This window comes from Paraburkholderia lebeckiae, assembly GCF_050436325.1.
In the GTDB taxonomy this organism is placed as follows: Bacteria; Pseudomonadota; Gammaproteobacteria; order Burkholderiales; family Burkholderiaceae; genus Paraburkholderia; species Paraburkholderia tuberum.
This window is the reverse complement of the sequence record NZ_JBNDLZ010000003.1, coordinates 3,835,586-3,853,908: the sequence shown is the minus strand read 5'-3', so window position 1 is coordinate 3,853,908 and position 18,323 is coordinate 3,835,586. Positions and strand designations below refer to the sequence as shown.

Below are 18,323 nucleotides of genomic sequence, written 5' to 3'. Positions count from 1 at the left end.
GCGAACTCTGCCGGGGACGCTCGCGGCGCGCACCAGGTGCGCTGCCGCGATTTATGCTTCGTCGCGCTCGCGCGCGCCGGGTCACGCGAATTGACGCAGGAATCGCAGGTCGTTTTCGAAAAACAGGCGCAGGTCCTGCACGCCGTAACGCAGCATCGTGAGACGCTCGAGGCCACTGCCGAAAGCGAAGCCGATGTAGCGCTCCGGGTCGAGACCCATGTTGCGGATCACAGTCGGATGCACCTGGCCGGAGCCCGAGATTTCGAGCCACTTGCCCGCGTTCTTGCCCGTTTCGAACTGCATGTCGATCTCGGCCGACGGTTCGGTGAACGGGAAATACGACGGACGGAAGCGCACGAGAATGTCGTCGCGCTCGAAGAATTTCTTCAGGAAGTCGGTATAGACGCCCTTCAGGTCCGCGAAGCTGATGTTCTCGTCAATCCACAGGCCTTCGACACTGGTTGAACATCGGCGAATGCGTCGCGTCGCTATCCACGCGATACGTGCGGCCCGGCACGATCACCTTGACCGGCGGCGTGTTGGTGCGCGCGTAGCGCACCTGCATCGGGCTCGTATGCGTGCGCAGCAGCAGCGGGCGGCCGTCGGCATCCTTGCCGTCGACGTAGAAGGTGTCCTGCATCGAACGCGCCGGATGGTTTTCCGGGCTGTTCAGCGAGGTGAAGTTGTACCAGTCGGTTTCGATCTCGGGGCCGTCGGCCACGTCGAATCCGATCGTACGAAAAATCTGTTCGACGCGCTCCCAGGTGCGCATCACCGGGTGCAGGCTACCTGCATTGGCGCCGCGGCCCGGCAGCGTGACGTCAATCGCTTCAGCAGCGAGACGCTGGTTCAGAAGTGCGTCGGCGAGCGCCTGACGACGTGCCGTCAGCGCGGCTTCAACCTGTTGCTTGACGAGGTTGATCCGTGCGCCTTCGGTCTTGCGCGCTTCGGGATCGAGTTTGCCAAGGCCCTTCAACAGCTCGGTCAGCGCACCCGCCTTACCGAGAAAGCGTGCTTTCTCGTTCTCGAGGGTGGTGACGTCGGGGGCTTCTGCGAAGGCTTTTTGCGCGTCGGCGACAATCTGGTCCAGATCCATTGATCCCATCATTTCAACGTCAGTGTTCTATCGAAACAAAACTGGTTCTACCAACAAAAACGGGGCTCGGTGAGGAGCCCCGTTTTTGTTGCAGCGTCACCGAGACTACCGGATGTTCGCTGCAACGAACCACGCAGTTTTAATTGCCAGAAGCGCAATCAGGCTGCAACGGCGGCTTTCACCTGCTGAACGATCGCAGCAAAAGCAGCCTTGTCGAACACAGCCATGTCGGCCAGCACCTTGCGGTCCAGTTCGATCGACGCCTTCTTCAGGCCGTTGATGAACACGCTGTACGTCATGTCGTGCTGACGCACCGCCGCGTTGATACGCGTGATCCACAATGCGCGGAACACACGCTTCTTATTGCGGCGATCGCGGTAGGCATACTGGCCTGCGCGCATGACCGCCTGCTTGGCGATGCGATAGACGTTATTGCGACGGCCGCGGTAACCCTTGGCCAGCTTGATGATCTTCTTGTGACGGGCCCGTGCGGTAACCCCACGTTTTACTCGAGGCATGTTTCGCTCCTATGAGTGTCGGTTAAGGGTTAAGCGAACGGCAGCATTGCGCGAACGGAGTTCAGATCGGAATCATGAACTGCCGTAGAGCCGCGCAGATGGCGTTTGTTCTTGGTGGTCTTCTTGGTAAGAATGTGACGCTTGAAGGCCTGACCGCGCTTGACGGTCCCGCCCGGACGCACCACGAAGCGCTTTGCAGCGCTCTTCTTGGTCTTCATCTTCGGCATGACAACTCCATTATTAGATGGACATGGGTGTGCGATCGGCCAGATGGCCATTTCCCGCCCTTCGAAACCCATTCCACTTGGTATGCAGACCGCCGAAACCGCCAGCGGCCGCTTTTCGGGAACCACTGCGCACCTGCATGCGCGACGTTCCGAAACCTTCCGACACCAAGCCGGACACCCAGCACAGCATCAAACAACCTTGCGCCACCAGAGCGCGCGCCACATGGCACGCCGCCGCTCCGGCCAACTGCTTCGCGCTTATTTCTTTTTCTTCGGAGCGAGCACCATGATCATCTGGCGCCCTTCCATTTTCGGCATCTGCTCGACCTGACCCACTTCGTCGAGGTCGGTGCGCAGGCGTTCGAGCATGCGCATGCCGATTTCCTGGTGAGCCATTTCACGGCCACGGAAACGCAGCGTGATTTTCGTCTTGTCGCCGTCTTCGAGGAAGCGAACGAGGTTGCGCAGCTTGACGTTGTAATCACCGTCGTCGGTACCCGGGCGGAATTTGACTTCCTTGACCTGGATGACCTTCTGCTTGAGCTTAGCCTCGTGTTGCTTCTTCGCTTCCTGGTACTTGAACTTGCCGTAGTCCATCAAGCGGCAAACTGGCGGAACCGCTTGCGGAGCGATTTCGACCAGATCTACGTCCTGCTGTTCCGACATGCGGAACGCATCAGCGAGTTTCACGATGCCGAGCGGTTCGTTCTCGACGCCGACCAGTCGCACCTCGGGTGCTGTAATTTCACCGTTGATGCGGTGCGCAGACTTATCAGTAGCGATGTTACGTTTCCTCTAAAAATTAAAAAAAACGAGCCGGGTACCAAGTGGCTCAGTTGAACGACTGCACGTCCTGGCGCAGACGCTCAATGAAGGCGTCAACAGGCATTACACCCATATCGACACCACCACGGGCACGCACGGCTACCGTTTGCGCTTCACGCTCCTTGTCGCCGACCACCAACAGGTAGGGGACCTTTTCCAGCGTGTGCTCGCGTATTTTATAGCTAATCTTCTCGTTGCGCAAATCGGCCTCGACTCTAACCCCTTGTTTTTGCAACGATTGGGCTAGCGCGTGTGCGTATTCGGCCTGACTTTCCGCAATATTCATCACAACGACCTGCATCGGCGCGAGCCAAGCGGGCATTGCACCAGCATGGTGCTCGATCAGAATCCCGAGGAAACGCTCCATCGATCCGACGATCGCCCGGTGCAGCATGATCGGGCGACGGCGACTGTTGTCTTCGGCGACGTATTCGGCACCCAGCCGTTCCGGCAACACCATGTCGAGCTGCAGCGTACCGCACTGCCACGAGCGGCCGAGCGCGTCCTTGATGTGATACTCGACCTTCGGGCCGTAGAATGCACCCTCGCCGGGCAACTCTTCCCACGTGACGCCGCAGGCCGTCAGCGCCTCGCGCAGTCCCTGCTCCGCGCGTTCCCAAGTTTCGTCGGTGCCGGCGCGCGCATCCGGGCGCAGCGACAGCTTGATCTCGACGTTGTCGAAGCCGAAGTCGCGGTAGACGCTCATGGCCAGCGTGTTGAACGCGATCGATTCACTGATGAACTGATCTTCTGTACAAAAAATATGCGCGTCGTCCTGCACGAAGCCGCGCACGCGCATCAGTCCATGCAGCGCGCCCGAGGATTCGTTGCGATGGCACGAACCGAACTCCGCGTAACGCAGCGGCAGATCGCGATACGAGCGCAGACCGTGGTTGAACACTTGCACGTGACCGGGGCAGTTCATCGGCTTGATCGCGTAGTCGCGCTTTTCCGATTCCGTCGTGAACATGTTTTCACGATAGTTCTGCCAGTGGCCCGATGCTTCCCACAGCGAGCGGTCCATGATCAACGGCGTCTTGATTTCCAGGTAGCCGGCGTCGTTCACGCGACGGCGCATGTACTGCTCGACTTGCTGCCACAGCGTCCAGCCGCGCGGATGCCAGAACACCATGCCCGGCGACTCGTCCTGCATGTGGAACAGGTCGAGTTGCTTACCAAGCTTGCGATGGTCGCGCTTCTCGGCTTCTTCGAGCATGTGGAGATACGCTTCCTGGTCTTCCTTCTTCGTCCAGGCCGTGCCGTAAATGCGCTGCAGTTGCTCGTTCTTCGAGTCGCCACGCCAGTACGCGCCCGCGACTTTCATCAGCTTGAAGACCTTCAGCTTGCCGGTGGACGGCACGTGGGGGCCGCGGCACAGGTCCGTGAAGCCGCCATGCGAGTACAGTTTGATTTCGTCGCTAGCGGGGATCGATTCGATGATCTCGGCCTTGTACTTTTCACCGATGCTCTTGAAGTACTCGACCGCTTCGTCGCGGGACACCACGCGACGCGACACCGGCTCGTCCCTCTTCGAGAGTTCTTGCATGCGCTTTTCGATCTTTTCGAGATCTTCCGGCGTGAAAGGACGGTTATAGGAGAAGTCGTAATAGAAGCCGTTGTCGATGACTGGGCCGATCGTGACCTGCGCTTCCGGGTACAGATCCTTCACCGCGTACGCGAGCAGGTGCGCCGTCGAGTGGCGGATGATATCGAGACCGTCTGCGTCCTTTTCCGTGACGATGGCGAGCGCGACGTCGTGATCGATCAGCGCGGACGTATCGACCAACTCCCCCGTCGATCTTGCCGCCGAGCGCGGCTTTCGAGAGACCCGGCCCGATCGAGGCGGCCACTTCGGCGACGGTCACCGGATGCTCGTACTGTCGAACAGAACCGTCAGGCAAACGTATCGAAACCATTGCGTTCTCCGTGGTGCCGACCGGCGGCGGCACATACAACCAGGGTCAAAAAGATAAAAAAAATGCGGCCCCGCTTTCGAGGGGCCGCATTCACATTTTATGCAAACTTCACTGGCGAAAGTGGTCCTCGACTAGCGTCGCTCCGAAGTGGTTTCGGTCAACGTTCGCGGTGTCATAACCGTATTCGCCTTTTTGCGCTCAAAGCGCTTACTGCAGCTTGCGAAACCCCGGCGAGGCCGGAATTTCATTTTCGTTGGTAGGCTCGATTGGACTCGAACCAACGACCCCCACCATGTCAAGGTGGTGCTCTAACCAGCTGAGCTACGAGCCTGAAGAAACGAGAGTATATGGAGTATAGTGCAGCTTGGCAAGTGCTTTTATGCAGCGACTTTAATTCGTCGCGCCACTAGCGGATCCTTTTTCCAACCGCCCGCGCCTCAGTTCTTGCGCGTCGCCCGCACGACACCCGTGATCTCGCCCAGCAGCGTGCACGCGCGCTGAATCTGCGCGGAGCTCGACACCTCGACGGTAAATTGCATGAACGCGGCATTGCCGCGCGATTGCGTCTTTACGCCGATCACGTTCATCTTTTCCCGCGCGAATACTTCGGAGATATCGCGCAGCAGACCTTGCCGGTCCGTCGCCTCGATGCTGAGGTCAACCGGGTAGACGGACTGGCCGCGGCCGCTCATCACGTCCGCCGACCATGCGGTCTGCAACACGCGCTCCGGCGTGCGCTCTGCCATGCGGCGGAACATCGCGCAGTCGCTGCGGTGAACTGACATGCCCTTGCCGCGCGTGACAAAGCCGCAGATGTCGTCGGGCGGCGCGGGCCGGCAGCAGCGCGCGAGTTGGGTAAGCAATGCATCGACGCCAACCACCAGCACGCCCGTGGACGCGCCGCGCGCGACACTCGCGCCGCTGCTGCGTTTCTCGAATTTCTCCGGTGCATCGACCTCGGGCTCGGGCGGCGGCGCATCCTGCAGCGCCTGCTCGACGAGCCGCAGGCTGAACTCCTCCTTACCGACTACGGAAAACAGGTCGTCGGTGGTCTTGAAACCGAGCCGTGCGGCCAGCTGATCGAGATTGACCGAGGTCTTGCCTTCGCGCTGCAGGGTTTTTTCAACCATCGCGCGACCGTTCGCGATGTGCTCTTGTAACTCCACTGCGTTGAACCACGCGCGCACCTTCTGCCGCGCGCGCGGGCTTTGCAGATAGCCAAGCTGCGAATTAAGCCAGTCGCGCGACGGACCGCCCTCCTTTACCGCCACGATCTCGACCGTCTGGCCGTTCTGCAGCGGCGTGTTGAGCGGCACCATCGCGCCGTCGACGCGCGCGCCGCGGCAGCGATGCCCCAGCTCGCTGTGCAGGTGATACGCGAAGTCGATCGGCGTCGCGCCGTGCGGCAACGGAATCACGCGCGCCTGCGGCGTCAGCACGTAGATGTGATCGTCGTCGAGCGTGGCCCGGCGCAACTGCTCCCACGGCTGCGCCGAGCCCGCTTCGGCATGCTCGCCCTCGGAGACCTCGTCCTTCCACGCAAGCAATTGCCGCAGCCAGGCGATCTTCTCGTCGTATTTCTCGCTCGCGGTGAACGTGCCGCCATAGCCGCGCGCGCCCGCTTCCTTGTAGCGCCAGTGCGCGGCCACCCCGTATTCGGCGAAGCGATGCATTTCCCGCGTCCGGATCTGCACTTCGAACGCGCGGCCGTCGTCACCGATCACGACCGTGTGCAGCGACTTGTAGCCGTTCGGCTTCGGCCGGGAGATGTAATCGTCGAACTCCTTCGGCACCGGCTGCCACAGGTTGTGCACGATGCCGAGCACGGTGTAGCAGTCCTTGATGTCCGGCACGATCACGCGAAACGCGCGCACGTCGTACAGCTCGGCGAAGTCCAGCTCCTTACCGCGCATCTTGCGCCAGATGCTGTAGATATGCTTCGGCCGACCGCTCACTTCCGCGCGGATATGCGCGGCGGCCAGCTCCTGCTGCAGGCGTTCGATCGCCTGCGCGACATAGGTCTCGCGCTCGACACGCTTCTCGTCGAGCAGTTTCGCGATGCGCTTGTAGGTGTCCGGCTCCTCGAAACGGAACGCGAGGTCCTCGAGCTCCCACTTCAATTGCCAGATACCGAGGCGGTTCGCGAGCGGCGCGTAGATATCGAGCGTTTCGCGTGCGACGTCGGGCGACGGCGTGAGCTTCACGGCCGCGTAGTAACGCAGCGTTTGCAGCCGCGACGCGAGGCGGATCAGCACGACGCGAATGTCCTGCGCGAACGCGAGCAGCATTTTGCGCAGCGCCTCGACCTGCACGCGGCGCGCAGCCTGCGCGTCACGCCCGGCCTCGGGCATCGCGTTTTGCGCCGCGCGCAAACTGACCGTGCCGAGCCGCAGGAGCTTGCGTACGTCGCCGACCAGTTGGGCGACTTCTTCGCCGAAGTCGTCGGCGATCACGCGCTCCGGATCGCGCAGATGCGGTGTCAGCGCAAACAGCGCAGCGGCCAGCACCGCCGGCGGATCGACGTTGAGCTTGCGCATGATCGACGCGGTGCCCGCCGCGTGATCCGCGAGCGATTCGCCCGACGACAGCCGCACCTCGCCCGCATGTTCGCGCACGAACGCCATCGCTTCGTCGAAGGAACGATGGGGATGATGAGGCGCGCTCGGAACGGTATCGGTGTTCATGGTGCGACGGCCCGCCGGGCCAGACGATTCAACGGAAAATCAACCACGGTGCTGCCGGACGGCCGCGACTCAGTTGCGCTGCGCCGCGATCACGACGATTTCGACGAGGCACTTCGGATTCGCGAGCTTTGCCTCGACGGTCGCGCGCGGCGGCGTGTCGCCCTGCGCGACCCACTCGTCCCACACGGCGTTCATGCCGGCGAAATGCGCCATGTCCGAAATATAGATCTGCACCGACAGCAACAGCGACTTGTCGCTGTTCGCTTCGGCGAGCAGACGGTCGATGTGACCGAGCACTTCGCGCGTCTGGCCGGCGATGTCCTGACCGTCGTCTTCGGCGATCTGACCCGCGAGGTACACGGTGCCGTTGTGCACGGCCATTTCCGAGAGACGCTTGCCGACGTGATAACGAATGACTGCCATGAAAAGTCCTGAGCTGAGGGGTTAATCGAACTACGTCCCGCACGACACTGCCGATGAAAACGAAAACGTCATGCGGAACTTAATATTATGACGCGTTCGCGGCCTAACCGATGAAGAACTCCCTCGCGAGCGCGATCTGGTCCGCCGCCAGGAACGCCGGCGCATGCCCGACGCCGGCGATCTCGACGCTCGATGCGGCACGCGCGGTCGACACCATCTTCGCGACCGTTTCCCGCGACAGCAAATCCGACTGCTCGCCGCGCACCACCAGCACCGGCCCCTGGAACGACGCGAGCGAATGCCACAGCGCCGCCTCGCCGAGCTTCGCCGCTTCCTCGGTGACCGCCGCGAACGGCTGCGCGATGCGCGGGTCATAGCGCAGCACCCATGCGCCGTCCTGTTCGCGCAGCAACGGCGTATTGATTTCGCGCCATTCGTCCGGAGTCAGCGGTCCGAAGCTGTGCGCGAGCTGCGCGGCATAGTCAACGCCCTGCTGCAGCGTTTCGAAGCGCGCGGGCTTGCCAAGGTAATCGCCGATGCGCTTGACCGCGACCGGCTCCAGATGCGGCCCGACGTCGTTCAGCAGCAGCTTGCGAATCGGCGTGTCCGGCAGGCCGGCGAGCCCCATGCCGATCAGGCCGCCCATCGAGGTGCCGAACCAGTCGACGGTGTCGACGTCGAGCCGCGCGATCAGCGTGACCATGTCGGCGACGTACTGCGGCACCGCGTATAAGTTGGGGTTCGCGAGCCACGACGACAAGCCCCGGCCAATCACGTCCGGGCACACGACGCGATAGGTGTCCGCGAAGTTGGCGGCGAGGCGGTCGAAATCGCGTCCCGATCGCGTGAGTCCGTGCACGCACAGCAACACGCGCGGATTGTCCGGATCGCCCCACTCGGTATAGGCGACGCGATGCAGGCCGGCAGCGCTCGCGCACCGCACGTAACGTTGACGCGGCGCGGGCCGCCCGGTGGTGAAAGCGGAAGTCGTTGCGGTCATCTGGTGTCCTTGCAAAGACGCTGCGGATTGCGCTGCGAACGATTGTAAACCGCTTCGTCGCGCGGCAAGCATCGGCCAGAAGGCTTAGGAAGGTCGGTCCAACCGTCCGGCGCATCAGCCGCCGCGCGCCAAAAACAGAACGGGCAAGACTCACGTCTCGCCCGTTCGGAAAACACCCTTGCCGCCGCGCGGTCGCGTCGACGCGCGCAGCGGCGCTTCAACCCGCGTCAGCTCACCGCGCTCACATCGAGCGGCGCGCCGGTTTTCGCCTTGATTTCGTCGACGCTCACACCCGGCGCGAGTTCGGTCACTTTCAAGCCGTTTTCGGTCACTTCGATCACGCCGAGATCGGTGATGATCTCGTCGACCACACCCACACCGGTCAGCGGGAGCGTGCATTCTTCGAGGATCTTGTGCTGGTCGCCCTTCGCGACATGCTCCATCAGCACGACCACTCGCTTGACGCCCGCGACCAGGTCCATCGCGCCGCCCATGCCTTTGATCATCTTGCCCGGGATCATCCAGTTCGCGAGATCGCCCTTCCTGCTGATCTGCATCGCACCGAGAATCGCGAGATTGATGTGGCCGCCGCGAATCATCGCGAACGAATCCGCCGAAGAGAAAATCGACGAACCGGGCAGCGTCGTCACCGTTTGCTTGCCGGCGTTGATCAAGTCGGCGTCGACTTCGTCTTCGGTCGGCGACGGGCCGATACCGAGCAGACCGTTCTCCGACTGCAGCCACACTTCGGCGCCCGCCGGCACGTGGTTCGCGACCAGCGTCGGCAAGCCGATGCCGAGGTTCACGTAAAAGCCGTCCTGCAGTTCCTTCGCCGCGCGCGCGGCCATTTCGTCACGAGTCCATGCCATGATCAGTCTCCTTTCGCGCGGACGACGCGTTGTTCGATGCGTTTTTCCGGATGCGCATTCAGCACGATGCGCTGCACGAAGATGCCAGGCGTATGGATCGCGTCCGGATCGAGCTCGCCCACTTCGACGATCTCTTCGACTTCCGCGACGGTGATGCGGCCCGCCATCGCGCACATCGGATTGAAGTTGCGCGCGGTGCGGCGATAGATCAGGTTGCCGGCCTTGTCGGCCTTCCATGCCTTGACGAGCGCGACATCGGCGGTCAGCGAATGTTCGAGCACGTAGTGGTTCTCCCCGAACTGGCGGGTTTCCTTGCCCTCGGCGATCTGCGTGCCGAAGCCGGTGTTCGTGAAAAACGCCGGGATGCCCGAGCCGCCCGCGCGCAGCTTCTCGGCGAGCGTGCCTTGCGGCGTGAATTCGAGCTCGAGTTCGCCGGCCAGGTACTGGCGCTCGAACTCCTTGTTTTCGCCGACGTACGACGAGATCATCTTCTTGATCTGACGCGTCTCGAGCAGCAGGCCGAGGCCGAAACCGTCGACGCCCGCGTTGTTGCTGATGCAGGTGATGCCCTGCACCTTCGAATCGCGCAGCGCAGCGATCAGCGCCTCAGGAATGCCGCACAGCCCGAAGCCGCCGACGGCGAACGTCTGCCCGTTCTTGACGATGTCCTTCAGCGCCTCGGCGGCGCCTGGATAGACCTTGTTCATCTGTATGTCCCTTCCTCTATGGAAACCCGAAACGTGTACTTAGTCCGCCGGATCATTGCGGCTGATATCGCAACGGGCGAACTTCACGTCGCCTCACGATACCGCTACGTCATTCTAGTCATCCGCGGCTTGAGCCGCGTTGTCAATCTGCCCGAAAGAGTACGCTGCGCCCGCCATGCGGCACAATACGCAAAAATACATAAGTACTTGCCTCCCGCCCATGCCCGCCCTGGATTACCGCACTGCGTTTCACCTCGCGCCGATCGGACTCGTGCTGTCCCGCGAGCGGACCATCGAAGACTGCAACGACGAGCTAGCGTCGATATTCGGCTACGCGCGCGACGCGCTGATCGGTCAGTCGTTCCAGGTGTTGTATCCATCGGCGGATGAGTTCGAGCGGATCGGGGCGCGCATTCCGCCGATCATGACCGCGCAAGGCAGCTACGCGGACGACCGGATCATGAAGCGCGCGAACGGCGAGCTGTTCTGGTGTCACGTGACGGGCCGCGCGCAGCAGCGCACCGACCCGCACGCGGCGGGTGTCTGGACCTTCGAGGATTTGAGCGCAACCCGGCGGGTCGCGGTGGAACTGACGCCACGCGAGCGCGAAATCGCCGCGCAACTGGTGACGGGCAAGACCAGCAAGCAGATCGGCCGCGTGCTCGACATCAGCCCGCGCACGGTCGACGTCTACCGCGCGCGGCTCATGCGCAAATACGATACGGGCAATGCGACCGAGCTGTTGCAGCGGCTGCTCGGGGATTGAGAGAGGGCGTTTGAAGCGCGCGACAGCGCTGTCAAGCCGCGCGCTCAGGCCACCTTGACGAGCGCCGCGCTCTCGATGGCCGCGCGCAGTACGTCAGGCACCGGCACCGACTTGCCCGCCGCGTAGTCGATCCACACGCATCGCGCGGCGCCTCGCGCATAGAGCGTATCCGGCTCATCGGCGCGCAGGAGCTCGAAAGCCGTATCGAAGCTGCTGCGCCCCGGTGTCGCCACCGACATCCGGCCGATCACGTCGCCCGGATAGTGCAGCTGCTTCAGAAACTCCATCGACGCATTGACGATCACCGGCCCCTGCCCGTCCGCGCGCTGGCCGACAAAGTCCATGTGCTCGAACCAGGAAATCCGCACCTGCTCCATGTAGCGGAAATAAACCGTGTTGTTGACGTGACCGAAGGCGTCCATGTCGCCCCAGCGGATCGGCATCGTCATTTCGAAAACTGCGTGAAAATCGCTCATTCTGTACTTCCGTTCTTCCTTTTTCTGCCTGACTTTTGAAACTTTGGACGACCCGCTCACGCGAGTCCGAAGCCGTCGTCGGCGACGATCACCGAGCCGTTGATGAACTGCGATTCATCCGCCGCGAGCAGCAGGAGCAGCCCGTCGAGATCCTCCGGCTTGCCGACCCGATGACGCGGCAGCATCGCCACGAGTTTCTGCCCCTGATCGGTCGACCAGTGGTGATGGTTGATCTCGGTGTCGATATACCCGGGGCAGATCGCGTTCACATTGATGCCGTGCTTGCCCCACTCGAGCGCCATCGCCTTCGTCATGTGGACCACCGCGGCCTTGCTCATCGAATACAGGCCGATTTGCGGCAGCACGCGCAAGCCCGCCATCGACGCGATGTTGATGATCCGGTACGACGGCTTCTGCGCGTTGTTGCCGCGCATGATCATGCGCTTGGCGACTTCCTGCGCCACGAAAAACGCGCCGCGCGTATTCGTGTCGAACACGTATTCGAAGTCCGCCGGCGTGACCTCGGACAGCTTCTGCGTGGTCGACACGCCCGAGTTGTTGACGAGGATATCGATGGTGCCGGCCTCGGTCTCCGCGTGCGCGACCGCCGACTTGATGCTCTGATAGTCGGTCACGTCGAGCGACACGACGTGCGCGGCGCCGCCGGACGCCTCGATTTCTGCGCGCAGCTCCTTGAGCCGCTCGGTACGTCGGCTCGCCAGCACGACCTTCGCGCCCGCCTGCGACAGCACCTGCGCGAAGCGCTTGCCCAGCCCGCTCGAGGCGCCCGTAATCAGCGCGACCTTGCCTTCCAGATTGATCGAACGGCCCATTGTCTTTCCTTGTTCGGTTGTGGTGACAACTGCGGTTGACGGGTTCGGTAGGATCCGACTAAGGGTCTTTACCGTATCATGAAATAGTACGCTCGTGCTAATCTGTGGCTTTTCAGGTTGCGGCGCGGGGATCGATCGCCCACAATACGAACCCGAAAAAAGCATTCTAACGGTAAGAGGAGCATCAATGACCCCCGCAAGTCTCATTGAGCAGTACGGCCCGCGCGAGTCGATGGAGTATGACGTCGTCATCGTCGGCGGCGGCCCTGCGGGCCTGTCGGCGGCCATTCGCCTGAAGCAGCGCGCCGCCGAACAAGGCGCTGACATTGGCGTATGCGTACTCGAAAAAGGCTCTGAGATCGGGGCGCATATTCTGTCGGGCGCGGTGATGGATCCGCGCGCGCTGACCGAATTGATCCCGGACTGGAAGGAGAAAGGCGCGCCGCTGACGGTCGACGTGACCGAAGACCGCTTCCTGTTCCTGTCGGAGACGGGCGCGAAGAGCGTACCGAACTGGGCGTTACCGGACAATTTCAAGAATCACGGCAACTACGTGATCAGCCTCGCGAACGTGACGCGCTGGCTGGGTCAGCAGGCCGAGGCGCTCGGCGTCGAGATTTTCCCGGGCTTTTCGGCGGCTGAAGTGCTGTACAACGACGACGGCTCGGTCAAGGGCGTCGCGACGGGCAACCTCGGCATCGGCAAGGACGGCGAGCCGACCGAGAACTTCCAGCTCGGCATGGAACTGCACGCGAAGTACACGCTGTTCTGCGAAGGCGCGCGCGGCCACCTCGGCCGCCAGCTGAACGAGAAGTTCAAGCTGCGCGACGGCGTCGATCCGCAGGTGTACGGCATCGGTATCAAGGAGCTGTGGGAGATCGATCCCGCCAGGCACAAGCCGGGTCTGGTGATGCACACGGCCGGCTGGCCGCTCGAAAACGACACGTACGGCGGCTCGTTCCTCTACCACATGGACAACAACCAGGTCGTGGTCGGCTTCGTGGTCGGCCTCGGCTATTCGAATCCGTATCTGTCGCCGTTCGAGGAATTCCAGCGCTACAAGACGCATCCGGCGATCCGCGCGATTCTCGAAGGCGGCAAGCGCGTGTCCTACGGTGCGCGCGCGATCACCGCGGGCGGCCTGATGTCGTTGCCGAAGCTGGTGTTCCCGGGCGGTGCGCTGGTCGGCGACGACGCGGGCTTCCTGAATGCGTCGCGCATCAAGGGTTCGCACGCTGCGATCAAGACCGGCATGCTCGCCGCCGATGCCGCGTTCGACGCCGTCCAGGCAGGCCGTCAATCAGACGAATTGAGCGCCTACCCGGAAGCGTTCAAGACGTCGTGGCTCTACACCGAGCTCTATCGCGCGCGTAACTTCAAGCAGTGGATGAGCAAGGGTCTCTACCTCGGCACGCTGATGGTCGGTCTCGAGCAGAAGCTGCTCGGCGGCAACGTGCCGTGGACGCTGCACCATCAGCATTCCGATCATGAAATGCTGAAGCCGGCTTCGCAGTGCAAGCCGATCACGTATCCGAAGCCGGACGGCAAGCTGACGTTCGATCGGCTGTCCTCGGTGTTCATCTCGAACACGAATCACGAGGAAAATCAGCCGGCGCACCTGACGCTGAAGGATCCGACCGTGCCGGTCAACGTGAACTGGCAGACCTACGCGGGACCGGAGGCACGTTATTGCCCCGCTGCAGTGTACGAGTTCGTGAAGAACGACGACGGCAGCGAGCGGCTCGTCATCAATGCGCAGAACTGCGTGCACTGCAAGACCTGCGATATCAAGGACCCGACGCAGAATATCGTGTGGGTCACGCCGGAAGGCGGTGGCGGTCCGAACTATCCGAATATGTGATTGAGATGCCGTTTGCCTTTGCGGCGCTGCGCGATAACCGGCAGCGTCGCGCAGGCAAATTCCGATAGCGCGCTCGCGCTTTCGTCTGCGCGCATTCTTGCGCGTTTCGTTGGTCCCCTTCCCTATTCTTTTCTATGGCGGCTCGTTCGCCGCCAATCGCGGGACCGCGTCAGGGTTACGGCGCGCTCGCCGCGATCTTCGGCGTGCTCACGGCCACATCACCGCATTGCGCGCGATGGCGCAACGCGTGATCGATCAGCACGAGCGCAAGCATCGACTCGGCAATCGGCGTCGCACGAATGCCGACGCAGGGGTCGTGCCGCCCGAAGGTCTCGACGATCGCGGGGCTCCCCTCTTTGTCGATCGAACGGCGCGGCGTGCGAATGCTCGACGTCGGCTTGATCGCGATCGACACCGTGATGTCCTGCCCTGTCGAAATACCGCCGAGCACGCCGCCCGCGTGATTGCCGACGAAACCTTCCGGCGTCAGCTCGTCGCCATGCACCGAGCCGCGTTGCGCGACGCTCGCGAAGCCCGCGCCGATCTCGACGCCCTTCACCGCGTTGATGCCCATCATCGCGTGCGCGATGTCGGCGTCGAGGCGGTCGAACAGCGGCTCGCCGAGGCCAACCGGCACACCGGAGGCAACCACGTTGATGCGCGCGCCGATCGAATCACCGTCCTTGCGCAGCGCGTCCATATACGCCTCGAGCTGCGGAACGATCTCCGCATTCGGCACGAAAAACGGGTTTTCGCGCACCTGCGCCCAATCGACGAACGGCACGTCGATCTCGCCGAGCGCGGCCATATAGCCGCGAATTTCGGTGCCGAACTTCTCGCGCAGCCACTTCTTCGCGACCGCGCCCGCCGCGACCGTCGGCGCCGTCAGTCGTGCCGACGAGCGGCCGCCACCGCGGTAATCGCGAATGCCGTACTTTTGCCAGTACGTGTAGTCGGCGTGGCCTGGGCGGAACGTTTCCGCGATGTTGCCGTAGTCCTTGCTGCGCTGGTCGGTATTGCGGATCAGCAGCGCAATTGGCGCGCCGGTGGTTTGACTTTCGAACACGCCCGAGAGGATCTCGACCTTGTCTTCTTCCTGGCGCTGCGTCACGTGGCGCGACGTGCCCGGCTTGCGGCGATCGAGTTCGAACTGGATGTCGGCTTCGTTGAGCGCCATGCCCGGCGGGCAGCCGTCGATCACGCAGCCGATAGCGGGGCCGTGCGATTCGCCGAAGGTCGTGACAGTGAAAAGCGTACCGAGCGTGTTGCCGGACATGAGCGTCGTCCAAAGAAATACGGGGAGAACGTTATTATGCCAGCCCGCTCGCCTCGAAGCCGGACCTGGCGACGGCGATGGCCGATCGGCCAGGGCGCACTCGGCCGAACGCGAGTGATGGTGGGCGAGCTCGCCATCTCGGCGTCCGCGCACCGGCCCACGGCTATTTGCGGGCGCCGCGCAGCTCGGTCACGATCCGCTGCAGTGTCTCCGGCGTCGCGAGCGCCGGGTCGATCGGCTCGCCGACGGCGAGGCTCAGCCGGCTCATCACACCTTTGCTGGTCGGCCGCGGCCAGGTTGCGTCCACCGCGCGCGAAAACACGCTGCCCCACAGTCCGCGAAGCGCCATCGGAATGACGGGCGCCGGCGTCCGCCCGACGATCTCGGCGACGCCGTGGCGAAACGGATTCATCTCGCCGGTACGCGTCAGCTTCCCTTCGGGAAAGATGCAGACGAGTTCGCCGTCCGCGAGCGCCTGCGCGCACAGGTCGTACGCACGCGCGAGCAGCGCCGCGTCCTGATGCGCGGACGCGATCGGAATCGCCTTCGCGTGCCGGAACAGCCAGCCGACGAACGGCGAGCGGAAGATCTGGTGGTCCATCACGAAGCGGATCGGCCGCGGGCTTTCGGCCATGATGACGATCGCATCGACGAAACTGACGTGGTTGCACACGAGCACCGCCGCGCCCTGCTCCGGAATCCGCTCCGCGTGCACGAGCCGGATCCGGTAGAACGTATGCACGAGCAGCCACGCGATGAAGCGCAGCAGGAACTCGGGCACGAGCGAATAGATGTAGCCCGCGACGACCACATTCAGAAGCGCGGTGACGAGGAAGATCGCCGGAATACTGAAGCCCGCGGCGGTCAGGCCCACTGCCATCAGCGCCGACACGATCATGAACAGCGAGTTGAGGATGTTGTTCGCGGCGATGATGCGCGCGCGATGGCTCGGCTGACTACGACTCTGGATCAGCGCATACAGCGGCACGCTGTAAAAGCCGCCGAACATCGCGAGCAGGAACAGATCGGCGAGCACGCGCCAATGCGCTAGCCGCGCGAGAAATTCGCCAACGCTGAGCAGATGCCCCGCCGGCGGCAGCGCGTGGCTCGCGAAAAAAAGATCGATCGCGAACACGCTCATGCCGATCGAGCCGAGCGGCACGAGGCCGACTTCGATCCGCCGCTTCGAGAGCCGTTCGCACAACAGCGAGCCGATGCCGATGCCGATCGAAAACGTGGCGAGCAGCACGGTCACGACGTCGGGATCGGCGGACAGCACGTCCTTCGCGAAGTTGAAGAACGACGCGAGGAACGTCGCGCCGACAAACCACAGCCACGAAATGCCGAGCAGACCAAGAAATACCGTGCGGTTTTCGTGCGCGAGCTTCAGATTGCGCCACGTTTCGCTCACCGGGTTCCAGTTGATGCGCAACCCGGGCTGCGGCGCGGGCGTAGCCGGCACGAAGCCCGACACGGCGCGCCCGATCAGCGCGATCGCGATACACGCGCAAGCGAGCACCACCGCGCCATGCTCGGCGAACCCCGCGCCCGCGCCGCCGACAATCGTGCCAATCAGGATCGCGACGAAGGTGCCCATCTCGACCATGCCATTGCCGCCGACCAGCTCCGCCTGCGACAGATGCTGCGGCAGATACGAGTACTTGACCGGCCCGAATACCGTCGAATGCACGCCCATCAGGAACGTGCACAGGTACAGCAACGGCGCGCCATGCAGCCAGAACCCCGCGCCGCCGACCAGCATCACCGCGATCTCGAAAGTCTTGACGAGGCGCGTGAGCAACGCCTTGTCGTACTTGTCCGCGATCTGGCCGGAAGTGGCCGAAAACAGCACGAAAGGCAGAATGAAAATCGCGGAGATCAGGAACGCCGCGGTTTTCGGGTCGACGCCCGAAAACCGCGCCGCCTGATACGTGACGAGCGACGTGAAGCCGATCTTGAACACGTTGTCGTTCATCGCGCCGAGAAACTGTGTCCAGAAGAACGGCGCGAAGCGGCGCTGGCCGAGCAGGCGGAACTGGGATTCGTGCGCTTCGTGCGCGCGAGCGGCGCGGCGGGCGGCGGGCAACGGACGATCGTTCATGAAGTCAGGAGAACGGCGCAGAAAAATGGCGATGATGCGGGCGGCACGGCCGGCAAGCGGATCGCCGCGACTCGCGCACGCGGCTCCCGCAATCCGCCCGCACCAGCTCCAGGCACAAAAAAAGCGCCCGCTTGCGCGCGCGCCCTGTCGGCGGATTCGCGCTCGCGGCGACGGCCGGAGCGCAACCTTCGAGCCACGCGCATTAGCGCGCCGGCTGCTGGTCCTGTCCTTCCTGCTCTTCCGGCCAGTCGCGGATATAGGCCTTCAGCATGCGGTTCTCGAACCCCTGCTCCTCGACCACCGCCTTCGCGACGTCGTAAAACGAGATGACGCCCATCAGCGTGCGGCTTTCCATGACGGGCAGATAGCGCACGTGATGCTCGAGCATCATGCGGCGCACTTCGTTGACGTCGGTTTCGGGTGTGCAGGTGAGCGGATGGTCGTCCATCACCTTGCGGATCGTCGAGGTGCCGACGCTGCCGCCGTTCTCGCTCAAGGTCAGAATGATTTCGCGAAACGTCAGCATGCCGACGAGGTCGCCGTACTCCATCACGACGAGCGAGCCGATGTCGTGCTCGGCCATGGTATTGACGGCGTCATGCAGCGTGGTATCCGGCGTGACTGTAAAAAGAGTATTGCCCTTGACTTTAAGAATGTCGCTGACTCGCATGATCTATCTCCTGATACCGCCAATCTTGCAGTGCATGAAATGTTTTTTCGATCCTATCGGAAAGGCCCATAAAAG

Annotated in this window: 15 protein-coding genes, 1 tRNA gene and 2 pseudogenes; 2 read left to right on the top strand and 16 right to left on the bottom strand. The window is 62.8% G+C overall.

From position 1 onward, the window contains the following. Nucleotides 1-81: 81 nt before the first annotated feature. From pheS to OKW44_RS35775, 11 genes and pseudogenes are all read right to left on the bottom strand, one after another. A pseudogene (pheS, locus tag OKW44_RS35825) lies at nucleotides 82-1,096 on the bottom strand (phenylalanine--tRNA ligase subunit alpha). Nucleotides 1,097-1,254: 158 nt separating this feature from the next. Then, nucleotides 1,255-1,614, bottom strand: coding sequence for a 50S ribosomal protein L20 (gene rplT / locus OKW44_RS35820; protein WP_006052502.1), 360 nt, complete (start codon nucleotides 1,612-1,614; stop codon nucleotides 1,255-1,257). A 29-nt stretch (nucleotides 1,615-1,643) separates the two neighbouring features. Beyond that, nucleotides 1,644-1,841 carry a 50S ribosomal protein L35 gene (rpmI, locus tag OKW44_RS35815; protein ID WP_006052501.1) on the bottom strand — a complete coding sequence of 66 codons (198 nt, stop codon included), beginning with the start codon at nucleotides 1,839-1,841 and terminating at the stop codon, nucleotides 1,644-1,646. A gap of 258 nt (nucleotides 1,842-2,099) precedes the next feature. Next, nucleotides 2,100-2,624, bottom strand: coding sequence for a translation initiation factor IF-3 (gene infC, locus OKW44_RS35810; RefSeq protein ID WP_075643713.1), 525 nt, complete (start codon nucleotides 2,622-2,624; stop codon nucleotides 2,100-2,102). 49 nt (nucleotides 2,625-2,673) lie between these two features. Further along, nucleotides 2,674-4,582 (bottom strand): annotated as a pseudogene (gene thrS / locus OKW44_RS35805) (threonine--tRNA ligase). 254 nt (nucleotides 4,583-4,836) lie between these two features. Further along, nucleotides 4,837-4,913: transfer RNA gene (locus tag OKW44_RS35800), tRNA-Val, on the bottom strand. Between the two features lie 106 nt (nucleotides 4,914-5,019). Then, on the bottom strand, nucleotides 5,020-7,266 hold the full coding sequence (locus OKW44_RS35795; RefSeq protein WP_018421152.1) for a RelA/SpoT family protein: 2,247 nt from the start codon (nucleotides 7,264-7,266) through the stop codon (nucleotides 5,020-5,022). Between the two features lie 69 nt (nucleotides 7,267-7,335). Beyond that, entirely contained in the window at nucleotides 7,336-7,689 is a 354-nt protein-coding gene (locus OKW44_RS35790) for a RidA family protein (protein ID WP_018421153.1), read from the bottom strand. A gap of 103 nt (nucleotides 7,690-7,792) precedes the next feature. Next, nucleotides 7,793-8,689 (bottom strand): alpha/beta fold hydrolase, encoded by an 897-nt coding sequence (locus tag OKW44_RS35785; protein ID WP_018421154.1) that lies wholly within the window; start codon nucleotides 8,687-8,689, stop codon nucleotides 7,793-7,795. A 227-nt stretch (nucleotides 8,690-8,916) separates the two neighbouring features. Then, nucleotides 8,917-9,558 (bottom strand): CoA transferase subunit B, encoded by a 642-nt coding sequence (locus tag OKW44_RS35780; protein ID WP_026225934.1) that lies wholly within the window; start codon nucleotides 9,556-9,558, stop codon nucleotides 8,917-8,919. Between the two features lie 2 nt (nucleotides 9,559-9,560). Further along, the gene (locus OKW44_RS35775) at nucleotides 9,561-10,265 is read right to left on the bottom strand and encodes a CoA transferase subunit A (protein WP_018421156.1); all 705 of its coding nucleotides are present in this window, start codon (nucleotides 10,263-10,265) and stop codon (nucleotides 9,561-9,563) included. Between the two features lie 220 nt (nucleotides 10,266-10,485). Between OKW44_RS35775 and OKW44_RS35770 the strand changes: the two genes are divergently transcribed. Continuing rightward, nucleotides 10,486-11,031, top strand: coding sequence for a LuxR C-terminal-related transcriptional regulator (locus OKW44_RS35770; RefSeq protein WP_018421157.1), 546 nt, complete (start codon nucleotides 10,486-10,488; stop codon nucleotides 11,029-11,031). Between the two features lie 44 nt (nucleotides 11,032-11,075). Here OKW44_RS35770 and OKW44_RS35765 read toward each other — a convergent pair whose 3' ends face one another. Then, entirely contained in the window at nucleotides 11,076-11,507 is a 432-nt protein-coding gene (locus tag OKW44_RS35765; protein ID WP_018421158.1) for a thioesterase family protein, read from the bottom strand. Nucleotides 11,508-11,563: 56 nt separating this feature from the next. Then, entirely contained in the window at nucleotides 11,564-12,340 is a 777-nt protein-coding gene (locus OKW44_RS35760; RefSeq protein WP_018421159.1) for an SDR family oxidoreductase, read from the bottom strand. Nucleotides 12,341-12,527: 187 nt separating this feature from the next. Here OKW44_RS35760 and OKW44_RS35755 point away from each other — a divergent pair, with 187 nt between their 5' ends. Beyond that, nucleotides 12,528-14,201 (top strand): electron transfer flavoprotein-ubiquinone oxidoreductase, encoded by a 1,674-nt coding sequence (locus OKW44_RS35755; RefSeq protein ID WP_018421160.1) that lies wholly within the window; start codon nucleotides 12,528-12,530, stop codon nucleotides 14,199-14,201. A gap of 175 nt (nucleotides 14,202-14,376) precedes the next feature. Here the strand turns inward: OKW44_RS35755 and aroC are convergent, their stop codons facing one another. The 3 genes from aroC to OKW44_RS35740 all read right to left on the bottom strand — a co-directional run bounded on the left by aroC (nucleotide 14,377) and on the right by OKW44_RS35740 (nucleotide 18,248). Further along, a complete protein-coding gene (gene aroC, locus OKW44_RS35750; protein WP_018421162.1) occupies nucleotides 14,377-15,477 on the bottom strand; it encodes a chorismate synthase in 1,101 nt (366 codons plus the stop codon). 163 nt (nucleotides 15,478-15,640) lie between these two features. Next, nucleotides 15,641-17,578 carry an MFS transporter gene (locus OKW44_RS35745; protein ID WP_018421163.1) on the bottom strand — a complete coding sequence of 646 codons (1,938 nt, stop codon included), beginning with the start codon at nucleotides 17,576-17,578 and terminating at the stop codon, nucleotides 15,641-15,643. A gap of 202 nt (nucleotides 17,579-17,780) precedes the next feature. After that, nucleotides 17,781-18,248 carry a CBS domain-containing protein gene (locus tag OKW44_RS35740; protein ID WP_018421164.1) on the bottom strand — a complete coding sequence of 156 codons (468 nt, stop codon included), beginning with the start codon at nucleotides 18,246-18,248 and terminating at the stop codon, nucleotides 17,781-17,783. Between the last annotated feature and the right edge of the window lie 75 nt (nucleotides 18,249-18,323).